The following is a 20,491-nucleotide window of genomic DNA, read 5'->3' as shown; positions in this document are numbered from 1 at the left end:
CTAGATTGCTCCCACCTAAATTATTCTTCTTCAGTTTCGTTATACAACTGTTGTAACTCTTGCAATTGAGTTCTGCGGGAACTACGACGGTACTTTTTAGATTCCAACTTTGGTTCGTACTGGGTCTGTCCCTTGCCTTTGGTTTTGACCTTAACAGTAGATTCGGGGTCTGATTGTTGATTAAGCTGGGCTTGTCGCTCAATGGCTATTGCTAAAAAGTCTAAGTAATGTTGATACCTTTCCCATTCCCCACGAACGACACATCCCGGTTCGTCTTGATGGAGACAATCACTAAAACGGCAATTCTCACTTGCCAGTCTCTGTCTTGCTTCTGGAAAATAACTCGCTAGTTCTTCAGGTGTGCAATCAAGGTCTGGTTGATTAAAACCAGGAGTATCAGCTAGTAAACCACCATGCGGCAATTCAAATAATTCTACATGACGGGTGGTATGGCGACCTCTTGCTAGTTTACCGGAAATCTCTCCCACTCGTAAGTTGATGCCGGGAATCAATCCATTGATGAGACTCGACTTACCAACGCCAGAGGGTCCGGCGATCGCTGTGATTTTATCTCTCAGCCGACTGGCTAATTGGTCAATATTTATACTTTGGCTAACACTTATAAATATAGGTTGGTAACCCCAGTTCACCAACCGCTCATGAATTTCTACTTGCTGTTCGTTTGAAATTAAATCACTCTTATTCAAGCACAAAACCACGTCTAAACCTGTAGACTCAGCTTTTAACAGAAAACGGCTGAGTTGGTAGGGTTCCATTGGTGGGTCTGCTACGGCAAAGACTAAAAGAATTTGGTCAACATTAGCTATTGCCGGACGATCCAATTCAGTTTTACGAGGTAAAACTTCTGCGATCGCACCTCTGCCCCCTGCCCAGTCTGGTTCTTCAACCACCACGCGATCGCCCACCATGACCTGCTGTCCGATTTTCTTCAACCGAGTTCTACGGGTGCATAAGAGGAGGGAGGGAGTGGGGGAAGGAGGGAGGGAGTGTCTGAGGGAGGGAGTGGGGGATAAGGAGGTATGAGATTCATTGTCTCCCTTATCCTCCTTGTTTTCTGTATCTAGTTGTACTCGGTAAAAATTAGCCTGCACGGCTAAAACCGTACCCAGTAACCGTTCAGTGGTTTCTAGGACTTCCCCTTTCATGAGACAGTTACAGAACGGCGTACTAATAACGAAAAATATCCATTACAGTCTGTAACTTGTTCCACGTGATAACCTGCCATAGCCAAGCTATCAGGAACCTGCTCAATTGGTTCTCCTGGGTCTAACCAAACTTCTAGTAAATCACCGGGCTGCATTTGTTCGAGACGAAGTTTCGTCCGCACAAAATTTATCGGGCACGGGGTGCCGCGTAAATCGAGATGAGCATCAGGAGTTGAGAGGGATGATAGATTCATCGTTGGTGAAACAAGTTGCCCAAAAATCCTTCTAAACCGCCTTTACCAGTGCGATCTCCTTTTATTTTAGCTAGCTTCTCCAAAAGTTCTCGTTCCTCACTTGTAATTTTATTCGGGATATCAATCAATACCGTAATCATATGGTCGCCGCGACTTACGGGATTACCCAAACGGGGTACACCATGATTTTCCAGTTTCATCACCGTATTAGGCTGAGTTCCGGGTGCAATCAGCAATTCCACTGGTCCATCTACCGTATTTACCTCTAAACGGCAGCCTAAAATTGCCTGTAGGTAACTAATTTTGATTTCTGAGAGAATGTTGATCCCTTCTCGATGGAATTCCTCATCCTCATTTACAAATAAGTAAACGTACAAATCACCAGGAGGGCCGCTGCGTTGACCGGCATCACCTTCCGAGGAGATTCTCAATCTCGTGCCATTGTCCACTCCTGCTGGGATAGTAATTTTCAGCTTCTTGGTAACTTGTTTTGCGCCTTTACCCTCGCAAGCGTCGCATTTGTCTTCAATAACCATACCCGTGCCGTTACAGGTAGGGCATGTTGACACTTGGGTAAAGCTACCAAAAGGTGTTCTTGTCACGCGGCGAACTTGACCTGTCCCACTACAAGTTGAACAAGTGCGAGGGCGAGTTCCCGGCTTAGCACCGGAACCCGTACATACTTCACAAGTTTCTAGGTGAGAAATGCGAATTTCTTTTTCACCGCCAAAAACCGCTTCTCGAAAGTCTAACTTTAGGTCTAGCCGTAGGTCATCACCCCGCACGGGTCCACTGCGTCGCCTTTGCGTCGCACCCCCCATACCGCCAGCAAAGCCACTGAAAATGCTTTCAAAGATATCAGCAAAGCCGCCCATGTCACCCATATCTTGAAAGCCCACGCCGGCTCCACCATTTACAGCAGCTTCACCAAAGCGGTCATAACGAGCGCGGGTTTCCGGTTCGGAAAGGACTTCATAAGCACGGTTAATTTCTTTAAAATGTTCCTCAGCACCCGGTTCTTTGTTCACATCTGGGTGATACTTCCGGGCTAGACGGCGGTAAGCGCGTTTGATTTCTTCTTTGTCGGCGTCACGAGCGACACCTAAAATTTCATAATAATCGCGAGCCATATAGCAAAGGTGAAAGTTAAAAGGTAGAAAGCAGCTAGGCAACAGAGAACTTTGAGGAGCTTCAGCCCAAGTGTGTTAGCTTTAGGATTTGCCGATCTCAGAAGTTCGGGTAGGCAGAAGGCAAGAGTAAAGTTTTATTAATACTTGATTTTACCTTTTACCTTTTACAAAAATCACCATAACAGTTCTAAACGTAAAGTGCTGAGAAGCCACTGCCTTACTCAGTACTAACTGCAACAGCAGATGCTTTCCTTGTAGCAGACGACAAAAGCGATAGCCTGGTGCTGCCCCTTTTACAATTGTGCTACGTAGATGGCAAAAACTTTGCCTATGTTACAGAGGAGCTAGCCGCACTAAAAAGTGTGGAAAACCGTATTCAGGTCAATGGCTAATTGCCATTCACTCTATAGCAATTAACCATTAGCAATTTTCTTAGTCTATCGCCTCATAATCAGCCTGCATAGTATTCTCTTCCTCAAAATCAAAATTAAATGGTGATGTGGCTCCTCCATTCACTGGTGGTGCAGCTGCTTCTTGTTGCTTGTATGGAGTCGTTGATTCTTCAGAAATTTCATCGCTCTGATTACTAGCACGGCTGTATACCTCAGCACCTATGTTGAACAAAGTTTGCTTAAAATCTTCCAAGCATTGTTTGAATTCTGACACAGAAACAGTATCATTAGATACTAAATTTTTTAAATGTAGGAGTTTTTCATCCGCCAAGGCTTTCATCTGGTCATTAATGATTGTGCCATTACTCTTAATGGTAGATTCGTAACTGTATAACAAATTATCTGCTTGGTTCTTAAGTTCAACCAACTGCATTCGTCTTTTATCTTCTTCGGCAAACATTTCGGCTTGTTGCCGCATTCTTTCGACCTCCAGCGCACTCAAGCCACCTGTATTGGTAATCCGAATACTCTGTTCTCGTCCTGTGCCTTTATCCTGTGCCAAAACTTTGAGGATACCATTGACATCAATTTCAAAGGCAACCTCAATTTGTGGTACACCACGGGGGGCTGGTGGAATGCCAGCGAGAAGGAACTTACCCAAACTTTTATTATCCCGTGCCATTGCCCGCTCACCTTGGAGAACGTGAATTTCTACAGAAGTTTGTCCGTCAACTGCTGTAGAAAATACTTGGGCTTTGCTAGTGGGAATTGTGGTATTGCGTTCGATAATTTTGGTAAACACTTCTCCCAACGTTTCAATTCCTAGGGATAGAGGTGTAACATCTAATAATAGAAGATTATCAACCTCGCCACCGAGTACTCCTGCTTGGATAGCAGCACCAAGTGCTACTGCTTCATCTGGATTTATAGAGCGATCGGGAGATTTGCCATTAAAAAATTTCATGAGAGCGTTTTGAACCGCAGGAATGCGGGTGGAACCGCCCACTAAAATAATTCGGTCAATGTCTTGTGGTTTGAGTTCTGCGTCTTTGAGCGCCTGGAGCATTGGTTCAATAGTGGCTTCGATGAGGCTTGCCGACATTTCTTCAAATTTGGAACGGCTGAGTTCCATTTCCAAATGCTTGGGGCCGGTTTCATTAGCAGTGATAAACGGCAGGTTTATGGAGGTATTGACCATGCTGGAGAGTTCAATCTTTGCCTTTTCCGCAGCTTCTCGCAGGCGTTGTAAAGCCATTTTGTCCTGACTTAGGTCGATTTTCTCCTGCTGCCGGAAACGTTCCATCATCCAGCGTACTATGCAGTTGTCAAAATCGTCTCCGCCCAAATGGTTGTTGCCACAAGTTGCCTTGACTTCAAACACTCCATCCCCAAGTTGTAAGATGGATACGTCAAAGGTACCGCCTCCTAAGTCAAAGACGAGAATAAGCTGTTCTTGGTCTTGCTTGTCCAAGCCAAAGGCTAAAGCAGCCGCAGTAGGCTCATTGATAATCCGCAGAACTTCCAATCCGGCAATGGTGCCTGCGTCTTTTGTGGCTTGTCTTTGAGCATCTGTAAAATATGCGGGTACTGTAATAACTGCTTGAGTCACAGATTCACCCAAGAAGTTTTCTGCATCCTGTTTGAGCTTTTGCAGGATCATGGCAGAAATTTCTTGTGGTGTGTAATTAGTCTAGATTTGTCTGGGTTTTATATAGCAGAAGCTATCCCTCTACCTATTTATAGATTCGCACAGCTTTCAAATATTGTATTATTATACTACAAGTAATCTTTGCCCTCCCGAATCATACTCATAATGATTATGATTTAGGAGGGCAAATCTCACGGTGAATTTCCGTAGTTCGTTTTTGTATGACTTACGCAATTACAAAATCCAGGGTCATTGCTGAAATTAAAGAATGTCTGATTCTAGCTATTCCCCTAGCTGGAGCACAGTTATCTCAAGCATCAACTACGTTTGTAGATACGGTGATGATGGGCATTCTGGGCAGCCAAATTATTGCGGCTGGGGCATTAGGAGCCTCGACGTTTCACATACTGTTATATGTTGGTTCTGGAATGGTTTCATCAGTGAGCCCACTGGCTGCGGAAGCCTATGGAGCCGGACGAGTAGACCAAGTTAGTCGAGTGGTACGACAAGGTTTGTTGATATCAGTTATCTTGGGAATTCCGGTAACACTGTTAATCTGGAATAGTGGCATATTGCTGCGCTTGTCAGGGCAAGAACCCGAAAGCGTTCTACTAGCACAAGGGTATCTCAGAGCGATCGCTTGGGGCTATGTTCCCGCATTGGGCTTTGCCGTGTTGAAAAGTTTTGTTTCTGCTCTTTCAAAACCCCGTCCTGTGATTGTTGTCGTCATAGGTGGTACGTTGTTCAACGTAGTGGGTAACTATATCCTAATGTTCGGTAAGTTTGGCTTTCCCGCATTGGGATTAGCGGGAATCGGTTGGGCAAGTGCTTTGTCCTTTTGGGTCATGTTTGCTGCTTTGGCAATTTACATCCTCAGTCAATCTCAGCTTCGGATGTACAATGTGTTTTCCAATTTGCATCACTTTGAGAACAAAGTCTTTAGAGAACTAGTAAGAGTTGGTGTGCCAATTGGCGTACTAGCAGGAGTAGAAGGTGGATTCTTCACATACATTACTTTTGTGATGGGGCAGTTGGGAACAGTGACATTGGCAGCGCACCAAATTGCTTTGCAGACAGCAATTCTTACCTTTATGATTCCAGTCGGTTTGTCGATCGCGGCAACTGTACGAGTTGGGCAGCTTATAGGACAAGAAAATGAGAAAGGGGCAAGACTGGCAGGATTTGTGAGTATTGGCATTGCTGCGGTATTTATGGCAACGATGGGCATTGTGTTCTGGACAATTCCAGGCAAGATTGTGTCGCTTTACATCAATACCGCCGATCCAAAGAATGCAGCTGTCGTTAGTTTGGCAAAGCAACTTTTAGGAGTGGCAGCAATGTTCCAAATTGCGGATGGCATTCAGGTGAGTGCAGCTGGTGCGTTGCGAGGATTGAAAGATACCCGAGTTCCCTTGCTGATTGGTATTCTGGCATACTGGGGTATTGGCTTGATTGGTGGCTACACTCTGGGTTTTGTATTGGGATTTGGTGGTGTTGGGCTGTGGTGGGGATTTGTTATCGGTCTTGGCGTGGCAGCAGTAGTTCTCACATGGCGATTTAGCACAATTCAGATATGGCCCCAGATAAAAGCCGCTCAGTCTTAGAGGATATTTGGAAAGCCATAAAGTTGTCCGCAAAAAACCTCACTTCCAAACCCAAAATTCAAAGTCTCTCTCCTTATAGGAGAGAGATTTAGAGAGAGGTCTTCCAGATACTGTGAAAAGTAAGGTTTAACAATATACTTTTCAAACATCTTTTTAAGAAATAATTTGTACAAAAATACCTAACAATCGTTCCACCGGTTCAATAGATATTTCCACTAGATCGATGGACAGGATTTGGTTTTCTAAACGTAAGAATTTCCACAAGATGCCCGTTGTTACACAACCGTAAATAGCACTCACCTGAGTATTTTCTCTTTCATTAAAGATTTGGGCAGCCAACATCTCAGCACCACATTGACCTAAACCAAGATTAATATTTTCGTTTTTGGCTTCGACTATTGTCATCACTGGCGCACTAATATAATACTGCTCGGGGCTACGGGTAATCAAGAAATCTGGAGAACCGTTCAATCCTCGTGAAGCATCAACCGTAAAATCATTCCCTGAAAATAACCCAATTTGGTAATTCATTTTCCGTTTGACTTCCAACAAGACAGGAGCAATGATGAGTTCTGCCCGAGCTTTTTCGCTGTTAATTGCTGTTGCTAAAGGTAAAGTCTCCTGCAAAGTCATTGATAATAGCTCAGTAGGTGATATGGGGTTAACATTTGGAAATAATCTGGTATTTTCTTCCAAAGTTAAGTTAAATTCTTGAACCAGTTGTCTGAGGGTAATTTGACTGTAGGGCATAAACCATCACCTACCACGGCAGCAACAATTTACTCTTATTTTGCCTTGCAATTAGTAACTTTAGATTGAATAATAGTGTCAATCGCGTCTTTACTCGTTCATTTTAAATCACATTTTGTCTAAATTGTCAATGTTTAACCCTGCAACTTGTTGCAGTAAAGTTTGGGGTGCGCGATTCGCAAAACCAAACAATCCTCTTCCTTCAGGCTTAAAGAAGTCAAAACCGCCGAAAGAGTCATCTTTCTTACCTGCTTTCTAACATCTGGGAAGAGACCTTATCAACAAAGTTATACTTATGGAAGCGTATGATGTAGTTATTATCGGTGCAGGTCACAACGGTTTAGTCTGTGCCGCATACCTACTTAAAGCTGGTTACAGTGTTTTGCTTTTGGAAGCACGTTCAATTCCTGGAGGTGGTTGTACAACTGAAGAACTGTTACCGCAAGAAGCGCCTGGTTTTAAATTCAATCCCTGCGCCATCGACCACCTATTTATTTTCCTCGGACCAGTCATTGAGGAATTAGAGCTACACAAATACGGCTTGGAATACCTTTGGTGTGACCCAGTTGTTTTTTGCCCCCATCCCGATGGAAAGTATTTTTTAGGACATAAGTCTGTTGAAAAGACTTGTGCGGAAATTGCCCGTTGGAGCGAGCGCGATGCCCAAAAATACGCGGAATATGCTGACTACTGGCAGCGCTTCATTAGCACCGCTACTCCTTACTTCAACGCACCACCTAAATCTATCGTTGACCTTCTTGGTAATTACGACCTGAAAAAACTGCAAGACCTGTTTTCACTCTTGGGAGGGTCCAATCAAACGCTGGATTTAATTCGCACAATGCTAACCAGCCCCCAAGACAATATTAACGAGTATTTTGATTCCGAATTTCTCAAAGCACCCCTCGCCCGATTATCTGCAGAACTGAGTTCGCCACCCTCCCAAAAAGCAATGTCTTTTGGAGCGATGATGATGGTGATGCGTCACAACCCAGGTCAGGCAAGACCAAAGGGTGGTACTGGGGCATTAACTGATGCTTTAGTCAATTTAGTCACAAGTAAAGGTGGTGTTATCCTCACCGACCAAAGAGTTGAAAAAGTTTTAGTTGATGATGGCAAAGCGGTGGGCGTTCGATTGGCAGGTGGCAAAGAATACCGGGCAAACAAAGGCGTTATCTCAAATATTGATGCTAAACGGTTGTTCTTACAACATATGGAAGCCAGCGATGTGGATAGCGCTGACTCAAATTTACGGGAAAGATTAGCCCGCCGTATCGTTGACAATAACGAAAGCATTCTCAAAATTGATTTGGCTTTAAATGAACCACTGCGGTTTGAACACCACGAACACAGGGATGAGTATCTCATTGGCTCTATCCTAATTGCAGACTCTGTCAACCACGTTGAAAAAGCTCATAGCGACTGTACCCAAGGAAAGATTCCCGATGAAGATCCATCAATGTATTTAGTTATGCCTACAGGACGCGATCCCTCAATGGCACCTCCTGGTAAGCACACGGCATGGATTGAGTTTTTTGCTCCCTACCAAATTTCAGGTGCAGAAGGCATGGGGTTGAAGGGTACAGGTTGGACGGATGAACTCAAGAACAAAGTTGCCGATCGGGTGATTGAAAAACTGGCAGAGTATTCACCTAATCTCAAACATTCCATCATTGCCCGTCATGTGGAAAGCCCAGCAGAACTATCACAGCGTTTGGGATTTTACAAGGGTAATTATTACCACCTCGACATGACTCTAGACCAGATGCTGTGTTTCCGTCCGCTACCAGAAATAGCCAATTACAAAACTCCTATTGAGAATTTGTATCTTACTGGGGCAGGAACTCATCCAGGTGGTTCTATTTCTGGGCTACCGGGACGTAACTGTGCGCGTATTTTCTTGCACGATCGCCACCCAATAACGCAAACCTTAAAAGATGCAGGAGATTCGATAAAATCTACTGTTGCATCGGTTTTTGGTTCTAAGTCATAAGTTTGGTTCTAAGTCATTGGTTCTGGGCTCAAAACTACTCCCTTTCCACTCTCAAATTACCGATTTTTGTAGTAGGGTGGGCACTGCCAGCCCACTCACAGCGAACGTGGGGCATAGCCCTCCCATAGAGAAGGTGCAAGATGTCAGATAGGGAGAGCTTCAGTAGTTAACTTTATTTGTACTGGCTTACCAAGTTGGGCTTTATTTTGGTTTTATGGCTGGCGCTGAAGCGCAACTACAAACATAATTTCCAGTCATGGAAAATTATTCCTTTCAATCAAGCAATGTCATACTCACTACCGATGACAAAAATATCTGAAAATTGATGTAATGAAGCTGCTATGGTCAATACTGGAGACATGACACATCGGGTTTTGATTCTTGGAGGGCGGGGACGGATTGGCAGTAGTGTTGCCCAGGATCTTCTCAACCATACACAGGTAGAAGTTACTATTACTGGACGTACCCCAGATAGTGAAAAACACAATCCGCGAGTACATTATTTGGTTTTGGATTTAGCAGACGCAGGGAAACTTAAGGAGGCGATCGCATCTTCTGATATAGTTATCCACTGTGCGGGACCATTTCATTATAGGGATGCCCGTGTACTTGAAATGTGTATTGAAAAGGGCGTTAACTATGTAGATGTCAGCGACCACCGTTCTTTTACCAACAAAGCTCTAAAGTATCATGATGCAGCTGTCAAGGCGGGTGTCACCGCTATAGTTAATACGGGTATTTTTCCCGGTATTTCTAATAGTATGGTTCGTCAGGGTGTTGAACAATTTGATGAACCAGAAAAGATTCATTTGAGTTACTTAGTATCTGGTTCTGGTGGTGCTGGTGTCACCGTGATGCGAACTACTTTTCTAGGTTTGCAACAATCTTTTGACGCTTGGATAGATGGAAAATGGCAAAAAATCAAGCCTTATAGCCAGCGGGAAGTCATTAATTTTCCACCCCCATATGGTCGCACTGGAGCTTACTGGTTTGATATGCCAGAAACTTATACATTGCCCCATGCTTATCCATCTGTCAAAACTGTTATCACTAAATTTGGCTCAGTTCCCGATTTTTACAATCATCTCACTTGGATAGCTGCTCATATTTTTCCTAAATGGCTCATGAAGCAGCAAGGCGCAATTGAGTTTTTAGCTCATGTCAGTCACTTTATGACTGATGTTACCAATCATTTTAGCGGTATTGGTGTAGCAGTGCGATCGGAAATTACTGGGCAAAAAGATGGTAAAGAAGCTGTTTTTTGCTCTACTTTAGTGCATGAAAATACAGCAGTCGCTTCTGGTTGCGGTACGGGTAGTATTGCCCAATTGTTACTAGATGGCAAACTGAAAAAACCTGGTGTGACACCTGTTGAAGAAGCATTGCCAACAGATTTATTTGAGCTAGCAATGCAAAGCCGAGGAATTAAAATACATCATGATTGGTTGTAAGGAGTAGGGGTAAGGCATTAAAAGACTTACCCTTATTTGAACCTTTTGTACCCTCTGGCAGAAGTCAAAGCTGCATCCAGACACGTACTATTCCGATGGGACTTAGGGTTTGTAAGTATTTATCTCTACTATCAACCAAATTAAGCCCTATAGTATACAACCAGGAGGGAATTCGCATGCACACGATCGCAGCTATTTTGAGTAAAGTATTACGTCAAAGCATTGTTGTTTTAGGGTTGATGCTTTTAATCAGCCTGTCTGGGTTATTTTTTTTTACTCAGCAGCCTAGCTATGCAGTAACCGCTGCTTCTCGTCAGCTGACACCAGATGAGAAAATCGATCGCGCTTACGAATATAGTGGAGCTGCTGGGATTCGAGAAGAAGACAGGCAACAGGCTTACGAAAAAGCCGTAGAAGATGCTGATAAGCCAAACACCGTACAAAAGACTTACGAAAGAAATTTAAAAGCTTACAAGCAAGAAAATCCCAGTCCCAATCTTGTTAAACAAGCAGTTGAACAAGCAAAAGAATTAGTCGAACAAACCACGGGTAAATAAAATTAGGGAGGATTAGAGAAATCGGGAAAATAAGGGAGCAAGTCGTCTCTTAGGGATTTCCAAGAAATAAATTCCCCAGAATGTGGTAAGAAATGTGGTGCGGGCGTCCCCGCCCGTTCCGTACAAGTAGAGACGCTTCAAACAGCGCGTCTCTACAACGATTGTAGACAACGTTAATTTTTGGAGTGGTCTATTCAAATTCCTTTACTGTAGCTCGGGGAGAAGCATTGCCCTGCTTGGGAGAAAGGTGTCGTTCATACCAATTCATGAGTGGAGTCGAACTAATGCCGTGTACAATCACAGACACAACTATGGTTGTGTAAGTAATCCAGGCAATTTGCTCGCCAAGAGTGCCTTTCAAACCATTACCAAAGGCGTAGGCAAGATAGTATAGAGAACCAACACCCCGAATACCAAACCAACCAAATAGCCAGCGCGTTCCCGGATGTAGTGCCCTGTGATGCAGGTAGCCAGAGGGTCTACCTATAGTGCTTATCCACGCTCCAATCGGTCGAATCACCAACAATAGCGATACTATCACTATGAGAGATTGACCGGCATAAGCGAGCATTGGTTTAAACAACAAAATTGAACCTAGTATTAAAATTGTTCCAACTTCTAAAAGCTTTTCAAATCTCTCTATAAATTCCAATTGTTCTACTGGCTTGTCTGAATCCTTGTAGCTTTTTTGACAAACCAGACCTGCAACAAACACTGCAAGAAATCCATACCCATTAACAAATTCTGTTAGGGAATAAGTGACTAAAATTGTTCCAAGAGCAATAAAGTCTTCCATTAACGCATCTGTTGGTCGGCGTTTTTGAACTTTTTTATCAATCCAAACGATACATTTAGCAACGATAATTCCCATCACTATACCAGCCGCGATCGCCCAGATTAAATCAACAGCAACCCATTGTTTAAACCAGTTGTCCCAGTTGTTATCTTTTAATGCATGAAGACCAAAATAAACAAAGGGAAAGGCTAAAGCATCATTTAAACCGCCTTCTGATGTTAAACCAAAGCGTAACTCGTCTTGGTCATTAGTATCTGTCAATTGAACTTCTGAAGCTAACACTGGATCGGTGGGTGCGAGAATTGCTCCTAGTAAAATTGCTGCTCCCCAATCCATACCAAGAAGAAATTTACCCACAATAGCAATGCCAAAAATTGAAATCGGCATTAAAAATCCAATTAGGCGTGCTGTAATATCCCAAGCTCCTATTTGTAAGGGACGTACAATTTTTAAACCACAACTAAAGACAGATACAATGACTACAAATTCTGTTATCCTTTCCAATACCTCGGCGTTAAATACTCCTTCACGTCGCAATTGAATCAGCTTAAAGCCATAGGGTCCTAAAAGAAGACCAACCAATAGATAGATAAGGGCAAAGGAAAGTGGTAAGCGCGAAATCCAACCAGATAGTAAGGTAACGACTAACAGCAGTAGACCAATAACAAAAAGGTCAATAATGTAAATATCTACCATTGAAATTTACATAAAAAATAGGGGGGTGCAATGAAAGTTTATTTGCGATCGCTTTCAGTCTAAATCACCTTGCGATAGATTTATGAACAATACTTTAGAAGATCTATCAAAAATGATGCACGTAGTTGCTTATACTGACTCTGCTGGTATTGGAGGTGCGGAGATTAGCCTCAAACACTTAGTCAGCAATGTATCCACAGACATTAATATGACCGTTGTCGGTACTAGCCAGATAGTCGTGAATGCAATTGCACAGTTTAGACCGCAAGTGCCTCAGGTCGTATTACCACATAAAGGAGTTCATTCCCTAGCAGTACACCTTCAAACACTGCATCGTCTGCAACCTGACATAGTGCATATCAATATTTGCACTCCTTGGGAGTGTGCAATAGGTCTTTTTGCAGCATTGACATTGCCAAATACTCGTGTAGTGCGTGTCGATCAGCTGCCACTACGTACTACTGATGCTGTCAAGCTGTGGCGTACTAGAGCCCTGTCACTGCGAGTTGATGCCCATGTCGCAGTTGGTGAGGCGAGTGCAAGACGAATGGAAGACTTCTACGCTTTAGGTCGCCGTACAGTGATTTCTATCCCAAATTGCGTACCTGATATTACAAAAAATCCAACCCCCTCCCCAGATACGGACAGGAGAACAAATAGAGAAATAGTTATCGGTAGCATTGGCAGGCTGGATGCAATGAAGGGTCATGACATCCTGTTGCGGGCTATTGCCCAACTAGAAGGGGTGCGCGTGGTGATTCTGGGTGAAGGTGGACAACGTACAGCGCTAGAGAAGCTTGCAGTTGAGTTGGAAGTAGCTTCCCGCGTTGAATTTCCTGGATGGATAGATAACCCTCGTGCCTACTTACCGCAATTTGACATTTTTGCTATGCCTTCCCGATCTGAGGGCTTTCCATTAGCAATTGTTGAAGCAATGCTTGCCTCCCTTCCTGTGGTTGCAACTCGTGTGGGTAGTATTCCAGAAGCAGTCACCGATGGTGAAACTGGGTTACTTGTTGACAAAGACGATGTTGAAGGGCTAGCCTCTGCATTACGACGCTTGAAAGACGATCCCGAACTACGTGTTCGCTTTGGTCAACGCGGTAGGGATGTGGCAAGATGCAACTTTACTGTAGAAAATATGGTGAAGAGTTATGAGCGTCTGTGGCATGAGTTGATGGCAAAGCCTCAAGCCCCTCGTTTGTTGATTGCACAGCCAAAGGAGTGATACGAAGAGTGTTAGTGGTAGGGGCGAACGGTTGAGAGCCCTATTTTAAACTACGATATTGGATCGCAACTAAAGCCATTAGCAACACGAAGGGCGTTATTGTAGATGGTTCCGGCACCCGATCCACTTTCCCCCCTGGTGGATAAATCACAGGGGGAATGCACGAAATCTCTGTCACTATCGTGGAGTCAGAAGGCAAACCGCATCCACCAACGCCTGGTGGAGAAATAACATCGGGGGGTATTGTCCCCACAGCATTACCTACGGGAACGGATGGTTGACTGGAAGAACTGTCTCCACCACCGCCACCCAAAGACAAAAGAAGAAGTAATAGAACAAGACCTCCACCTCCAATGAGCCAGCCTCTTGGTGAGTTACCCGAGCCTTATTTGCGCCGACGTGTACTAGTGCTAATTCGTAATTCAAAGTACAACTATGCATGACAAATTATTTCAGTAATTTCTGGGCGTTGTCGATATTTATTGTGATTGCTGTACCCTTTATTTGACCCTGGAGAAGACGGTTGTAAATGACGAACCCACGGCTTGGTTGGTCAAAAAGATAGCCACGTTCTGATGGTAGTATCTTCCCTTGCTTCAGGAGTGTCATAAAGGCTTCTAAGTATCGAAGTATACTTTTAACATTCCCTTGATTCGTATTTGTGTGATTTTGGATAAGCATCATAAACAAGTCCAAAGTGCGTTTATCTTGTCCTTCAATCAACTGCCCATTTTCTAAAAAGGAGCTTGCTACCACCTTTCCATCTATCTCCTGAACTTTGAAGAGGGTGTAATAGCGTCCCGGCTTACTGGAAGTACTGGTGTAACATACCCAAGAACCATCCGGATTCTGTGTAAAACCTTGTTGTGCGAGGTACGAAAACAGGGAGTTGGTTTGCTCGCTTAAAGGAGGTAACAAGTTTTCTACAGCATCGAAAGCACAAATTTTCTGCGCTCTTGTCTGTGTTGTCTGTTGGGTATCGATAGGAGCCTGTTGTGCTGTTGCAATGTTGCAAATATTAGCAAATGCAGATATAGAGATCGCAAATGTGCTCGTCAAAGAAACGCTGACATTCATAAATTAATGTGTGAGTTGCAATAGGGAATAGTAGCGAAGTTAATGTGCTTCGCATAGGGAAATAATTGTGGTGAGCTCTATTGAGGGGTGTTTCAGCGGATTACACAAGCGATAAAAGATGCTAATGAAGCCATAGAGATACTTTCTCCTATCTTTACAAAGATTTCAGAAAGATGCTGTCTTAAATAAAGTAATCCCTCTAGCCTGCGATAGCTTCGCTACTGCCTTCGGCAGATCGCACCAATTGATGCTATTAAGTATGCGACGTGACATAGATTACTTTTCTTGGTTATTGACAACTATATAGTGTTTAACCATGACTCCCTGATGATGCTCGATAATGTCAGCAGTTAGGAACACATTTACACTGCTTGCACTAACCTCAACAGATTCTGTTGAAAATGTTTCTAATGGTTGCTGGAATGTTTGTTTTATTCCACCCCTTTAGAGACAAGTCAGTTTAAACAATATAGCAGTTTGCTAGATATTGCAAGTGTGTTTAGTAGGTTTTTTATCTAAAATTAGGCTACACAAATATACCGGGTTTTATGGTAAGGCTTCCAATTAATAGGAAAGCAATTTTGCGTTTAATACCTTATGAATGCGATCGCTAGTTTCTTCCAAGTGAGCAAGGGTATAGATATCAAGCTTTTCACCATAGGTGAGGCTTGCTTCAATAGCTTTTTGTAATTGGCGCAATTGATACCAAGCGATTGTACGACCATCTTCAGGAACAGCACCAGTTCGCAACACCATTCCCACCAAGATATTCAAGTGTTCTCGTTGTAATGAACGACGGATGCTAGAAATTGGTTTTGTCTCCTTTTGATGTAACACTTCTGTCCAAATGCCTTGTTGCAGAGTATCAAACATTTCTGGTATTGTTAAAGCCAAACCGGGCTGCGTTTTCAGTTCTATATCTCGCAAGCGATTTAGACGATCCCCATTTAACAGCGATCGCAACACGCCACTTTGGAAATGCAGAATACGTTCGTGAATTGGATAATCAAGGCGAGAGACAGGAATGGGGTGACCCCAATGTTGCCACCGGGATGGTGCAAGATGGTTTAGCAGCTGTGGGGAAAAATAGAAAGCATCTTCAGAAAAAACATACTCTTGCAATTTTGTCAATACTTCCCGTTGTTTTTCTAAAGAAACTGGTACAAATGTCCATTCCGTATCATCGTTGGTTGCATGGTGACGCCGAAAAGATTGCCCACCAATGTATTGAGTCAGTAAGGCAGCATTCCGAAAATAGTATTTAAGTACTTTATTAAACAATAACCGCAAGTCACTGTAACTTTCCCCGTGCAATGGGTAATGCTTGTCAAGCCGCTGAAACATAACACGGGCATTATCCATCTGCCACTCAGAATAAAGTAGCGTATTGTTACTCATGTCCCAGACATTAGCAAGAGGATTGATGTCCCAGATATCTTCATCAGTCGCATAAGAAAATTCTGGTTGGGGAGAAGCCATAGCAATTTGCTCCAAAAAAGCTTTTTCAGCAAAAGGAGTCATTGCTTCCAACGTCGAATCTGGATATTTTTTATAACCGTACTCAATAGCCCATTCATCATAAGGACCAATAACTGCTGGAAAATAATCGCCTTGTTCTATTCCCTGCGGTGCTATATTTACAGGCAAATAATCCATCACTGAACCCACTAAACCCTTAGTACGAGTAATCTCAGTGTTATTCAATTCTTGAGGAGATAACATAGTGCTGCCGTGGAAATTGTGGCGCAAACCAAGAGTGTGTCCCACTTCATGAGCTATCACAGAACGCACATATTGATGCACGTAGTTTTTCATCTTGTCGCTATTAGGTGTCGTGTTTTGTACGAGTGACAGCACTAGAGCACCCATAGATGCTTGAAAAGATGACTCCATACCATAGCACAGGTCATCCAAACTCCTTTGGGAAGTCCAGAGTTTAGAGTTAGCAGTCCAAAGTGAATCTTCATGAGTACATAACGATTGAATGTTGGCCTGTGACTCTGCAAAGCCATCGGATGAATTTGCATCCATCAATGCACGATATTCTTGCTGAATGGAACGTACCATATTGGCATCGACAATGATGTCTGCATCCAAAATTTCTCCAGTGAATGGATTAACGCGCACTGGTCCCCTTGCAAATCCTGCATCCAGCGAATTAAACCAGCGAATGGTGTTGTAGCGTACATCTGCCGGATGCCAATCAGCATCATCAGGCATTTGCCGTACTTCAATTGCGTTTTGGAATCCTAATTTTTCAAATGCTTTGTTCCACATCAAGATGCCTTCTGCAATCGCATCACGATACTCTAAGGGCACCGCATTTTCAATCCAAAACACAATCGGCTTTTTGGGTGGAGAGATTTGAGCCGTTTTATCGGTTGGTTCCAAATGCCAGCGATTGATATAACGTACAAATGGCTCTTTCCCATTATTTTTAGAAAAGTCTTGGAAAGCTGTGATGAAATATCCTACTCTATCATCAGCAAGTCTTGGAACATAGCCGTTATTGTCAGGAATCTGGGAAAAACTGTAGTGTACTTTTAGGGTAAGTGCCCTGCTATCTGGTAAGGTGATTAAATCTGCTCCCTCTGGTGATGAAAAACCGTAAATTGAATCAATCTCTACATTCTCTGGAAAGGTTTTGACATTCCCAAAATATGACCTGCTGTCTTCCAAGTGGTATTCCGTTTGCAATGAATACTTTAGTAAGGAACTTAATCCAGGAAAATCCTGCATGAGCAGGTCGTTCAGATTAATAAGAATATTTTTACTGTATGGATCGATACAGAATATTGGGATTGCATAAAGAACTGAGTCACTAAATGAACGAGCTAGCGATCGCTCTTCTGGTTCGCCTGGTTCTATACGGAACTTGACATTCCGAATAATAAAGTGCAAATTGTTATTAACTTGACGGAAATAAAACAGGAAATCTTGTAGAGGTAACCCACTGTAAATACCTCTTTCTCCAATGCCTGATTCTAGTGTTACTATACTTAAAAAGTCTTTGTTTAGCTGTTCTGGCTTTAGTTCTAAATAAAGATTAAGAGAACCTTCATCGCGGTAAATAGTGAAGAGCCCTTCTAACTTTTCTGCGCTCTTAATTATCTCCCGGTACCGTCGAAAATCTTCCCTTTTACCATCTTTCACCGTATTGTCAGCACTTGCTAACGCTTCTAAAACTGGTATTGAATTGAATTGCTGCCCATAACCATCTGACAGTTGGTCTGCCTTCGCGCAATTACCTCCTAATAACAAGCTATACGATAGCACAAAACAGATTATCAATCTTGCCAGCCAGTATCTCATCCTTATCGCTTCCCGTAGCACAGCAGCTTTCGTGTTTTACAGCCGCTTAAATATTAATAGAGTAGCTGTTTTTTTTTATTTAAGGTAGTCGTAATTTTACTAAAATGACTAAATTTTAATGAACTCCCTTAGGAGTCTATTAACCGAACTCACTTGTCATGACATAAAAGATGATTTATTATTTTTGTAAGTGTGTCAATACAACTGTCACTGATTTAAATAATAAAACTCTCACACTCGTCGCTAAAATGCCAAGAAATTCTTAGCGGCTTTGCGTCTTTGCGTGAGATGAAAAATTATCTATGCTAATGGCTAATTGCTATGGGCTATTAGTGGTTAATGGTCTTACTTGGTTCCAAATAACCTATCTCCTGCATCTCCCAAGCCAGGGATGATGTAACCATTTTCATCCAAGTACTCATCGACGGCGGCAGTATAAATAGGGACATCTGGATGAGCCTCGACAAAATGCTCAAGACCTTCTGGTGCAGCAAGTATGCAGACAAACTTAATTGATTCTGGAGCAGTTGATTTCAGCCGTTCAACAGCTGCTACTGCTGAGTTACCCGTGGCTAGCATGGGGTCAACGACTAACACGTCTCGCTTGTCCACATCTTGAGGAACCTTAAAATAGTACTCAACAGGAATGAGGGTTTTGGGGTCACGGTAGAGCCCAATGTGCCCTACTCTTGCTGTCGGTATCAGTTCTAACATTCCATCTAAAATTCCCTGTCCTGCCCGTTGGATGGAAACAATCACCAGTTTTTTTTCAGGAGCAAGTACTGGAGCGTTCATCGTCCCTAGTGGTGTTTCAATCGATTCGTATTTTAAAGGCAGATCGCGAGTGACTTCATATGCTAACAACAAGCTAATTTCTTTCAGGAGAGCGCGAAATTTTGCCGTGCTTGTTTCGGCTTTACGCATTAACGTAAGTTTGTGCTGAATCAATGGATGGTTGATTACTGTGACTTGATTGTGCATATTAGTCATAGGTCAAGAGGTCATTGGTCATTGGTCAAGAGGTCATTGGTCAACAGGTCATTAGTCATAGGTCAAGAGGTCATTGGTCAAAGGACTTTTGACAAAGGACTTTTGACAAAGGACTTTTGACAAAGGATAAATGACAAATGACCCTTAAAATACTGTGCCATCACTTTCTATTTGGATGGGAGGTGTGCCACCCTTCCTACGTTCAGCAGCAATTTTGCGTCCTGCTGTCCAAGTTCCACCTTGTAAGATTTTTACAAGTGGCAGTTCTTCGGCATTCGTGCCTAACTTTTCGCGAATTGTGGCGGCAATGCAATCTAAAAGTATTACTGTTAGGGCACGCCATTCTACGATCGCTTCTGATGCTACTGGGTGAGGCTTGAGCAAAATATCTGGGTTTTTAACGTTTATCAGCCCTAAGTCGAGGAATAACCCTCCGTTGCGATATTCTGCTAATCCCGTGAGAGCATCCAAACCAGTTATTTCTAGACCTAATTCCTCTAGGGGTTCTAGCAGGGAATAGGTTAACCATTGGGAAAGTTTGTGAAATGGCACTAAACCATCCTGGGCAACATTGGGGTGATACCAAACATCCCCCAAGTTAATTCCAGCTATTTCTATTCGTCCAGACCAGATATCACTCAGTCCTTCTAAAACTGCACCTAATACTGTTGCCGCTGCCAGCTGATTATTGCAACTTTTTGTTATTAAGTAGTTGACTATATTACCCACACGAGGGTTTTTTTCTCCAAATATTTGGGGTAAAGAGACTAGGGATTCACCTAGTTTTTGCAATAACTTCAAGCGCCCGGACAATCCCACGAGAGGATTTTCTGCATTTACACCAAACCCATCTGCCAGTTCTTTTTCAGTTAATGCCTGTAATCTTTCGGCATTTACTTGCAGGGGTGCTTTATGGCGAGCGCTAGAAAAAGTTCCTTCACAAAACATTTGAAAGCTAGCGACTGCTAATCCTTCGGTTCGCTTAAAGCGCAGTTGAGTTTCTTTCTCATCATAGTACCATTTATCCCCCGCGCCTGCATCTAGTAAAACACTGGTAATAACCAAATCAAATTTGGTAATAGCTTTTTCTAAAGAAATTAACCCTGCCAATTGCTTGTCTAATCTTGAAAGGCGGGGTACACCTCCTGCTTCAAAATGTCGCCAACGGCTGTGAAAGGGAATTGCCAAATTTGGGTATTCTTCCCGCAGGACTTCTATTGTATAATCTGCTACTTGCTCTAAGGCGTTCAAATCGCAGTAGAAGTGACGCGAATTCCCTTCAATTGTCATTGCGTATATTTGTTGACAGCGTTCCCGAATAGCAGTGGGCGATCGTAAATAAGCAATTAACTCTCTTGCATCTTCCTGGTTTGCTTGCGCGGCTTGCATTTCCATTCTTTCCAACTCCTAAGACGATACACCCTTTTACTGAATCAAGAGCCAACAG

At 43.1% G+C, this 20,491-nt stretch carries 15 protein-coding genes and 1 pseudogene; 5 read left to right on the top strand and 11 right to left on the bottom strand.

All coding sequences use genetic code 11. The features are described from left to right. Positions 1-20 precede the first annotated feature (20 nt). The 4 genes and pseudogenes from rsgA to dnaK all read right to left on the bottom strand — a co-directional run. Positions 21-1,166: a small ribosomal subunit biogenesis GTPase RsgA gene (rsgA, locus tag ACYRY3_RS28145; RefSeq protein ID WP_460204969.1), complete on the bottom strand. Its 1,146-nt coding sequence runs from the start codon at positions 1,164-1,166 to the stop codon at positions 21-23. Continuing rightward, positions 1,163-1,420, bottom strand: coding sequence for a sulfurtransferase TusA family protein (locus ACYRY3_RS28140; RefSeq protein ID WP_460204968.1), 258 nt, complete (start codon positions 1,418-1,420; stop codon positions 1,163-1,165). The genes rsgA and ACYRY3_RS28140 overlap by 4 nt, the downstream gene beginning before the upstream one ends. Beyond that, positions 1,417-2,550 carry a molecular chaperone DnaJ gene (dnaJ, locus tag ACYRY3_RS28135; RefSeq protein WP_460204967.1) on the bottom strand — a complete coding sequence of 378 codons (1,134 nt, stop codon included), beginning with the start codon at positions 2,548-2,550 and terminating at the stop codon, positions 1,417-1,419. The genes ACYRY3_RS28140 and dnaJ overlap by 4 nt, the downstream gene beginning before the upstream one ends. Before the next feature lie 432 nt (positions 2,551-2,982). Further along, a pseudogene (gene dnaK / locus ACYRY3_RS28130) lies at positions 2,983-4,629 on the bottom strand (molecular chaperone DnaK); the annotation flags it as partial. Positions 4,630-4,811: 182 nt separating this feature from the next. Between dnaK and ACYRY3_RS28125 the strand changes: the two are divergent. Beyond that, positions 4,812-6,194 (top strand): MATE family efflux transporter, encoded by a 1,383-nt coding sequence (locus ACYRY3_RS28125; protein WP_460204966.1) that lies wholly within the window; start codon positions 4,812-4,814, stop codon positions 6,192-6,194. Positions 6,195-6,347: 153 nt separating this feature from the next. On the opposite strand, the gene ACYRY3_RS28120 is transcribed toward ACYRY3_RS28125, so the two are convergent. Next, entirely contained in the window at positions 6,348-6,944 is a 597-nt protein-coding gene (locus ACYRY3_RS28120; protein ID WP_460204965.1) for a hypothetical protein, read from the bottom strand. Between the two features lie 295 nt (positions 6,945-7,239). On the opposite strand from ACYRY3_RS28120, the gene crtO reads away from it, so the two are divergent. From crtO to ACYRY3_RS28105, 3 genes are all read left to right on the top strand, one after another. Then, positions 7,240-8,937, top strand: a complete 1,698-nt coding sequence (gene crtO, locus ACYRY3_RS28115; RefSeq protein WP_460204964.1) for a beta-carotene ketolase CrtO — start codon at positions 7,240-7,242, stop codon at positions 8,935-8,937. A 359-nt stretch (positions 8,938-9,296) separates the two neighbouring features. Next, positions 9,297-10,388 (top strand): saccharopine dehydrogenase family protein, encoded by a 1,092-nt coding sequence (locus tag ACYRY3_RS28110; RefSeq protein ID WP_460204988.1) that lies wholly within the window; start codon positions 9,297-9,299, stop codon positions 10,386-10,388. A 176-nt stretch (positions 10,389-10,564) separates the two neighbouring features. Then, the gene (locus tag ACYRY3_RS28105; RefSeq protein WP_460204963.1) at positions 10,565-10,945 is read left to right on the top strand and encodes a hypothetical protein; all 381 of its coding nucleotides are present in this window, start codon (positions 10,565-10,567) and stop codon (positions 10,943-10,945) included. A 190-nt stretch (positions 10,946-11,135) separates the two neighbouring features. Here the strand turns inward: ACYRY3_RS28105 and ACYRY3_RS28100 are convergent, their stop codons facing one another. Further along, positions 11,136-12,437 carry a cation:proton antiporter gene (locus tag ACYRY3_RS28100; RefSeq protein ID WP_460204962.1) on the bottom strand — a complete coding sequence of 434 codons (1,302 nt, stop codon included), beginning with the start codon at positions 12,435-12,437 and terminating at the stop codon, positions 11,136-11,138. Between the two features lie 82 nt (positions 12,438-12,519). Between ACYRY3_RS28100 and ACYRY3_RS28095 the strand changes: the two genes are divergently transcribed. Then, on the top strand, positions 12,520-13,665 hold the full coding sequence (locus ACYRY3_RS28095; RefSeq protein ID WP_460204961.1) for a glycosyltransferase family 4 protein: 1,146 nt from the start codon (positions 12,520-12,522) through the stop codon (positions 13,663-13,665). 40 nt (positions 13,666-13,705) lie between these two features. Here the strand turns inward: ACYRY3_RS28095 and ACYRY3_RS28090 are convergent, their stop codons facing one another. From ACYRY3_RS28090 to ACYRY3_RS28070, 5 genes are all read right to left on the bottom strand, one after another. Then, on the bottom strand, positions 13,706-13,984 hold the full coding sequence (locus ACYRY3_RS28090; protein WP_460204960.1) for a hypothetical protein: 279 nt from the start codon (positions 13,982-13,984) through the stop codon (positions 13,706-13,708). Between the two features lie 128 nt (positions 13,985-14,112). Next, the gene (locus ACYRY3_RS28085; protein WP_460204959.1) at positions 14,113-14,742 is read right to left on the bottom strand and encodes a hypothetical protein; all 630 of its coding nucleotides are present in this window, start codon (positions 14,740-14,742) and stop codon (positions 14,113-14,115) included. Positions 14,743-15,306: 564 nt separating this feature from the next. Beyond that, positions 15,307-18,054: a zinc-dependent metalloprotease gene (locus ACYRY3_RS28080; protein WP_460204958.1), complete on the bottom strand. Its 2,748-nt coding sequence runs from the start codon at positions 18,052-18,054 to the stop codon at positions 15,307-15,309. A 345-nt stretch (positions 18,055-18,399) separates the two neighbouring features. Further along, a complete protein-coding gene (gene upp, locus ACYRY3_RS28075; RefSeq protein WP_460204987.1) occupies positions 18,400-19,035 on the bottom strand; it encodes a uracil phosphoribosyltransferase in 636 nt (211 codons plus the stop codon). A 153-nt stretch (positions 19,036-19,188) separates the two neighbouring features. Beyond that, on the bottom strand, positions 19,189-20,439 hold the full coding sequence (locus ACYRY3_RS28070) for a URC4/urg3 family protein (protein ID WP_460204955.1): 1,251 nt from the start codon (positions 20,437-20,439) through the stop codon (positions 19,189-19,191). Between the last annotated feature and the right edge of the window lie 52 nt (positions 20,440-20,491).

This window comes from Scytonema sp. NUACC21 (assembly GCF_054684315.1).
The sequence above is the reverse complement of the archived record's forward strand: the minus strand, read 5'-3'. Positions and strand labels throughout refer to the sequence as shown.

Bases quoted from the DNA above. Each gene is read 5' to 3' on its own strand.
- rsgA (WP_460204969.1), bottom strand. From the start codon at position 1,166: ATGAAAGGGGAAGTCCTAGAAACCACTGAACGGTTACTGGGTACGGTT.
- ACYRY3_RS28140 (WP_460204968.1), bottom strand. From the start codon at position 1,420: ATGAATCTATCATCCCTCTCAACTCCTGATGCTCATCTCGATTTACGC.
- dnaJ (WP_460204967.1), bottom strand. From the start codon at position 2,550: ATGGCTCGCGATTATTATGAAATTTTAGGTGTCGCTCGTGACGCCGAC.
- ACYRY3_RS28125 (WP_460204966.1), top strand. From the start codon at position 4,812: ATGACTTACGCAATTACAAAATCCAGGGTCATTGCTGAAATTAAAGAA.
- ACYRY3_RS28120 (WP_460204965.1), bottom strand. From the start codon at position 6,944: ATGCCCTACAGTCAAATTACCCTCAGACAACTGGTTCAAGAATTTAAC.
- crtO (WP_460204964.1), top strand. From the start codon at position 7,240: ATGGAAGCGTATGATGTAGTTATTATCGGTGCAGGTCACAACGGTTTA.
- ACYRY3_RS28110 (WP_460204988.1), top strand. From the start codon at position 9,297: ATGACACATCGGGTTTTGATTCTTGGAGGGCGGGGACGGATTGGCAGT.
- ACYRY3_RS28105 (WP_460204963.1), top strand. From the start codon at position 10,565: ATGCACACGATCGCAGCTATTTTGAGTAAAGTATTACGTCAAAGCATT.
- ACYRY3_RS28100 (WP_460204962.1), bottom strand. From the start codon at position 12,437: ATGGTAGATATTTACATTATTGACCTTTTTGTTATTGGTCTACTGCTG.
- ACYRY3_RS28095 (WP_460204961.1), top strand. From the start codon at position 12,520: ATGAACAATACTTTAGAAGATCTATCAAAAATGATGCACGTAGTTGCT.
- ACYRY3_RS28085 (WP_460204959.1), bottom strand. From the start codon at position 14,742: ATGAATGTCAGCGTTTCTTTGACGAGCACATTTGCGATCTCTATATCT.
- ACYRY3_RS28080 (WP_460204958.1), bottom strand. From the start codon at position 18,054: ATGAGATACTGGCTGGCAAGATTGATAATCTGTTTTGTGCTATCGTAT.
- upp (WP_460204987.1), bottom strand. From the start codon at position 19,035: ATGCACAATCAAGTCACAGTAATCAACCATCCATTGATTCAGCACAAA.
- ACYRY3_RS28070 (WP_460204955.1), bottom strand. From the start codon at position 20,439: ATGGAAATGCAAGCCGCGCAAGCAAACCAGGAAGATGCAAGAGAGTTA.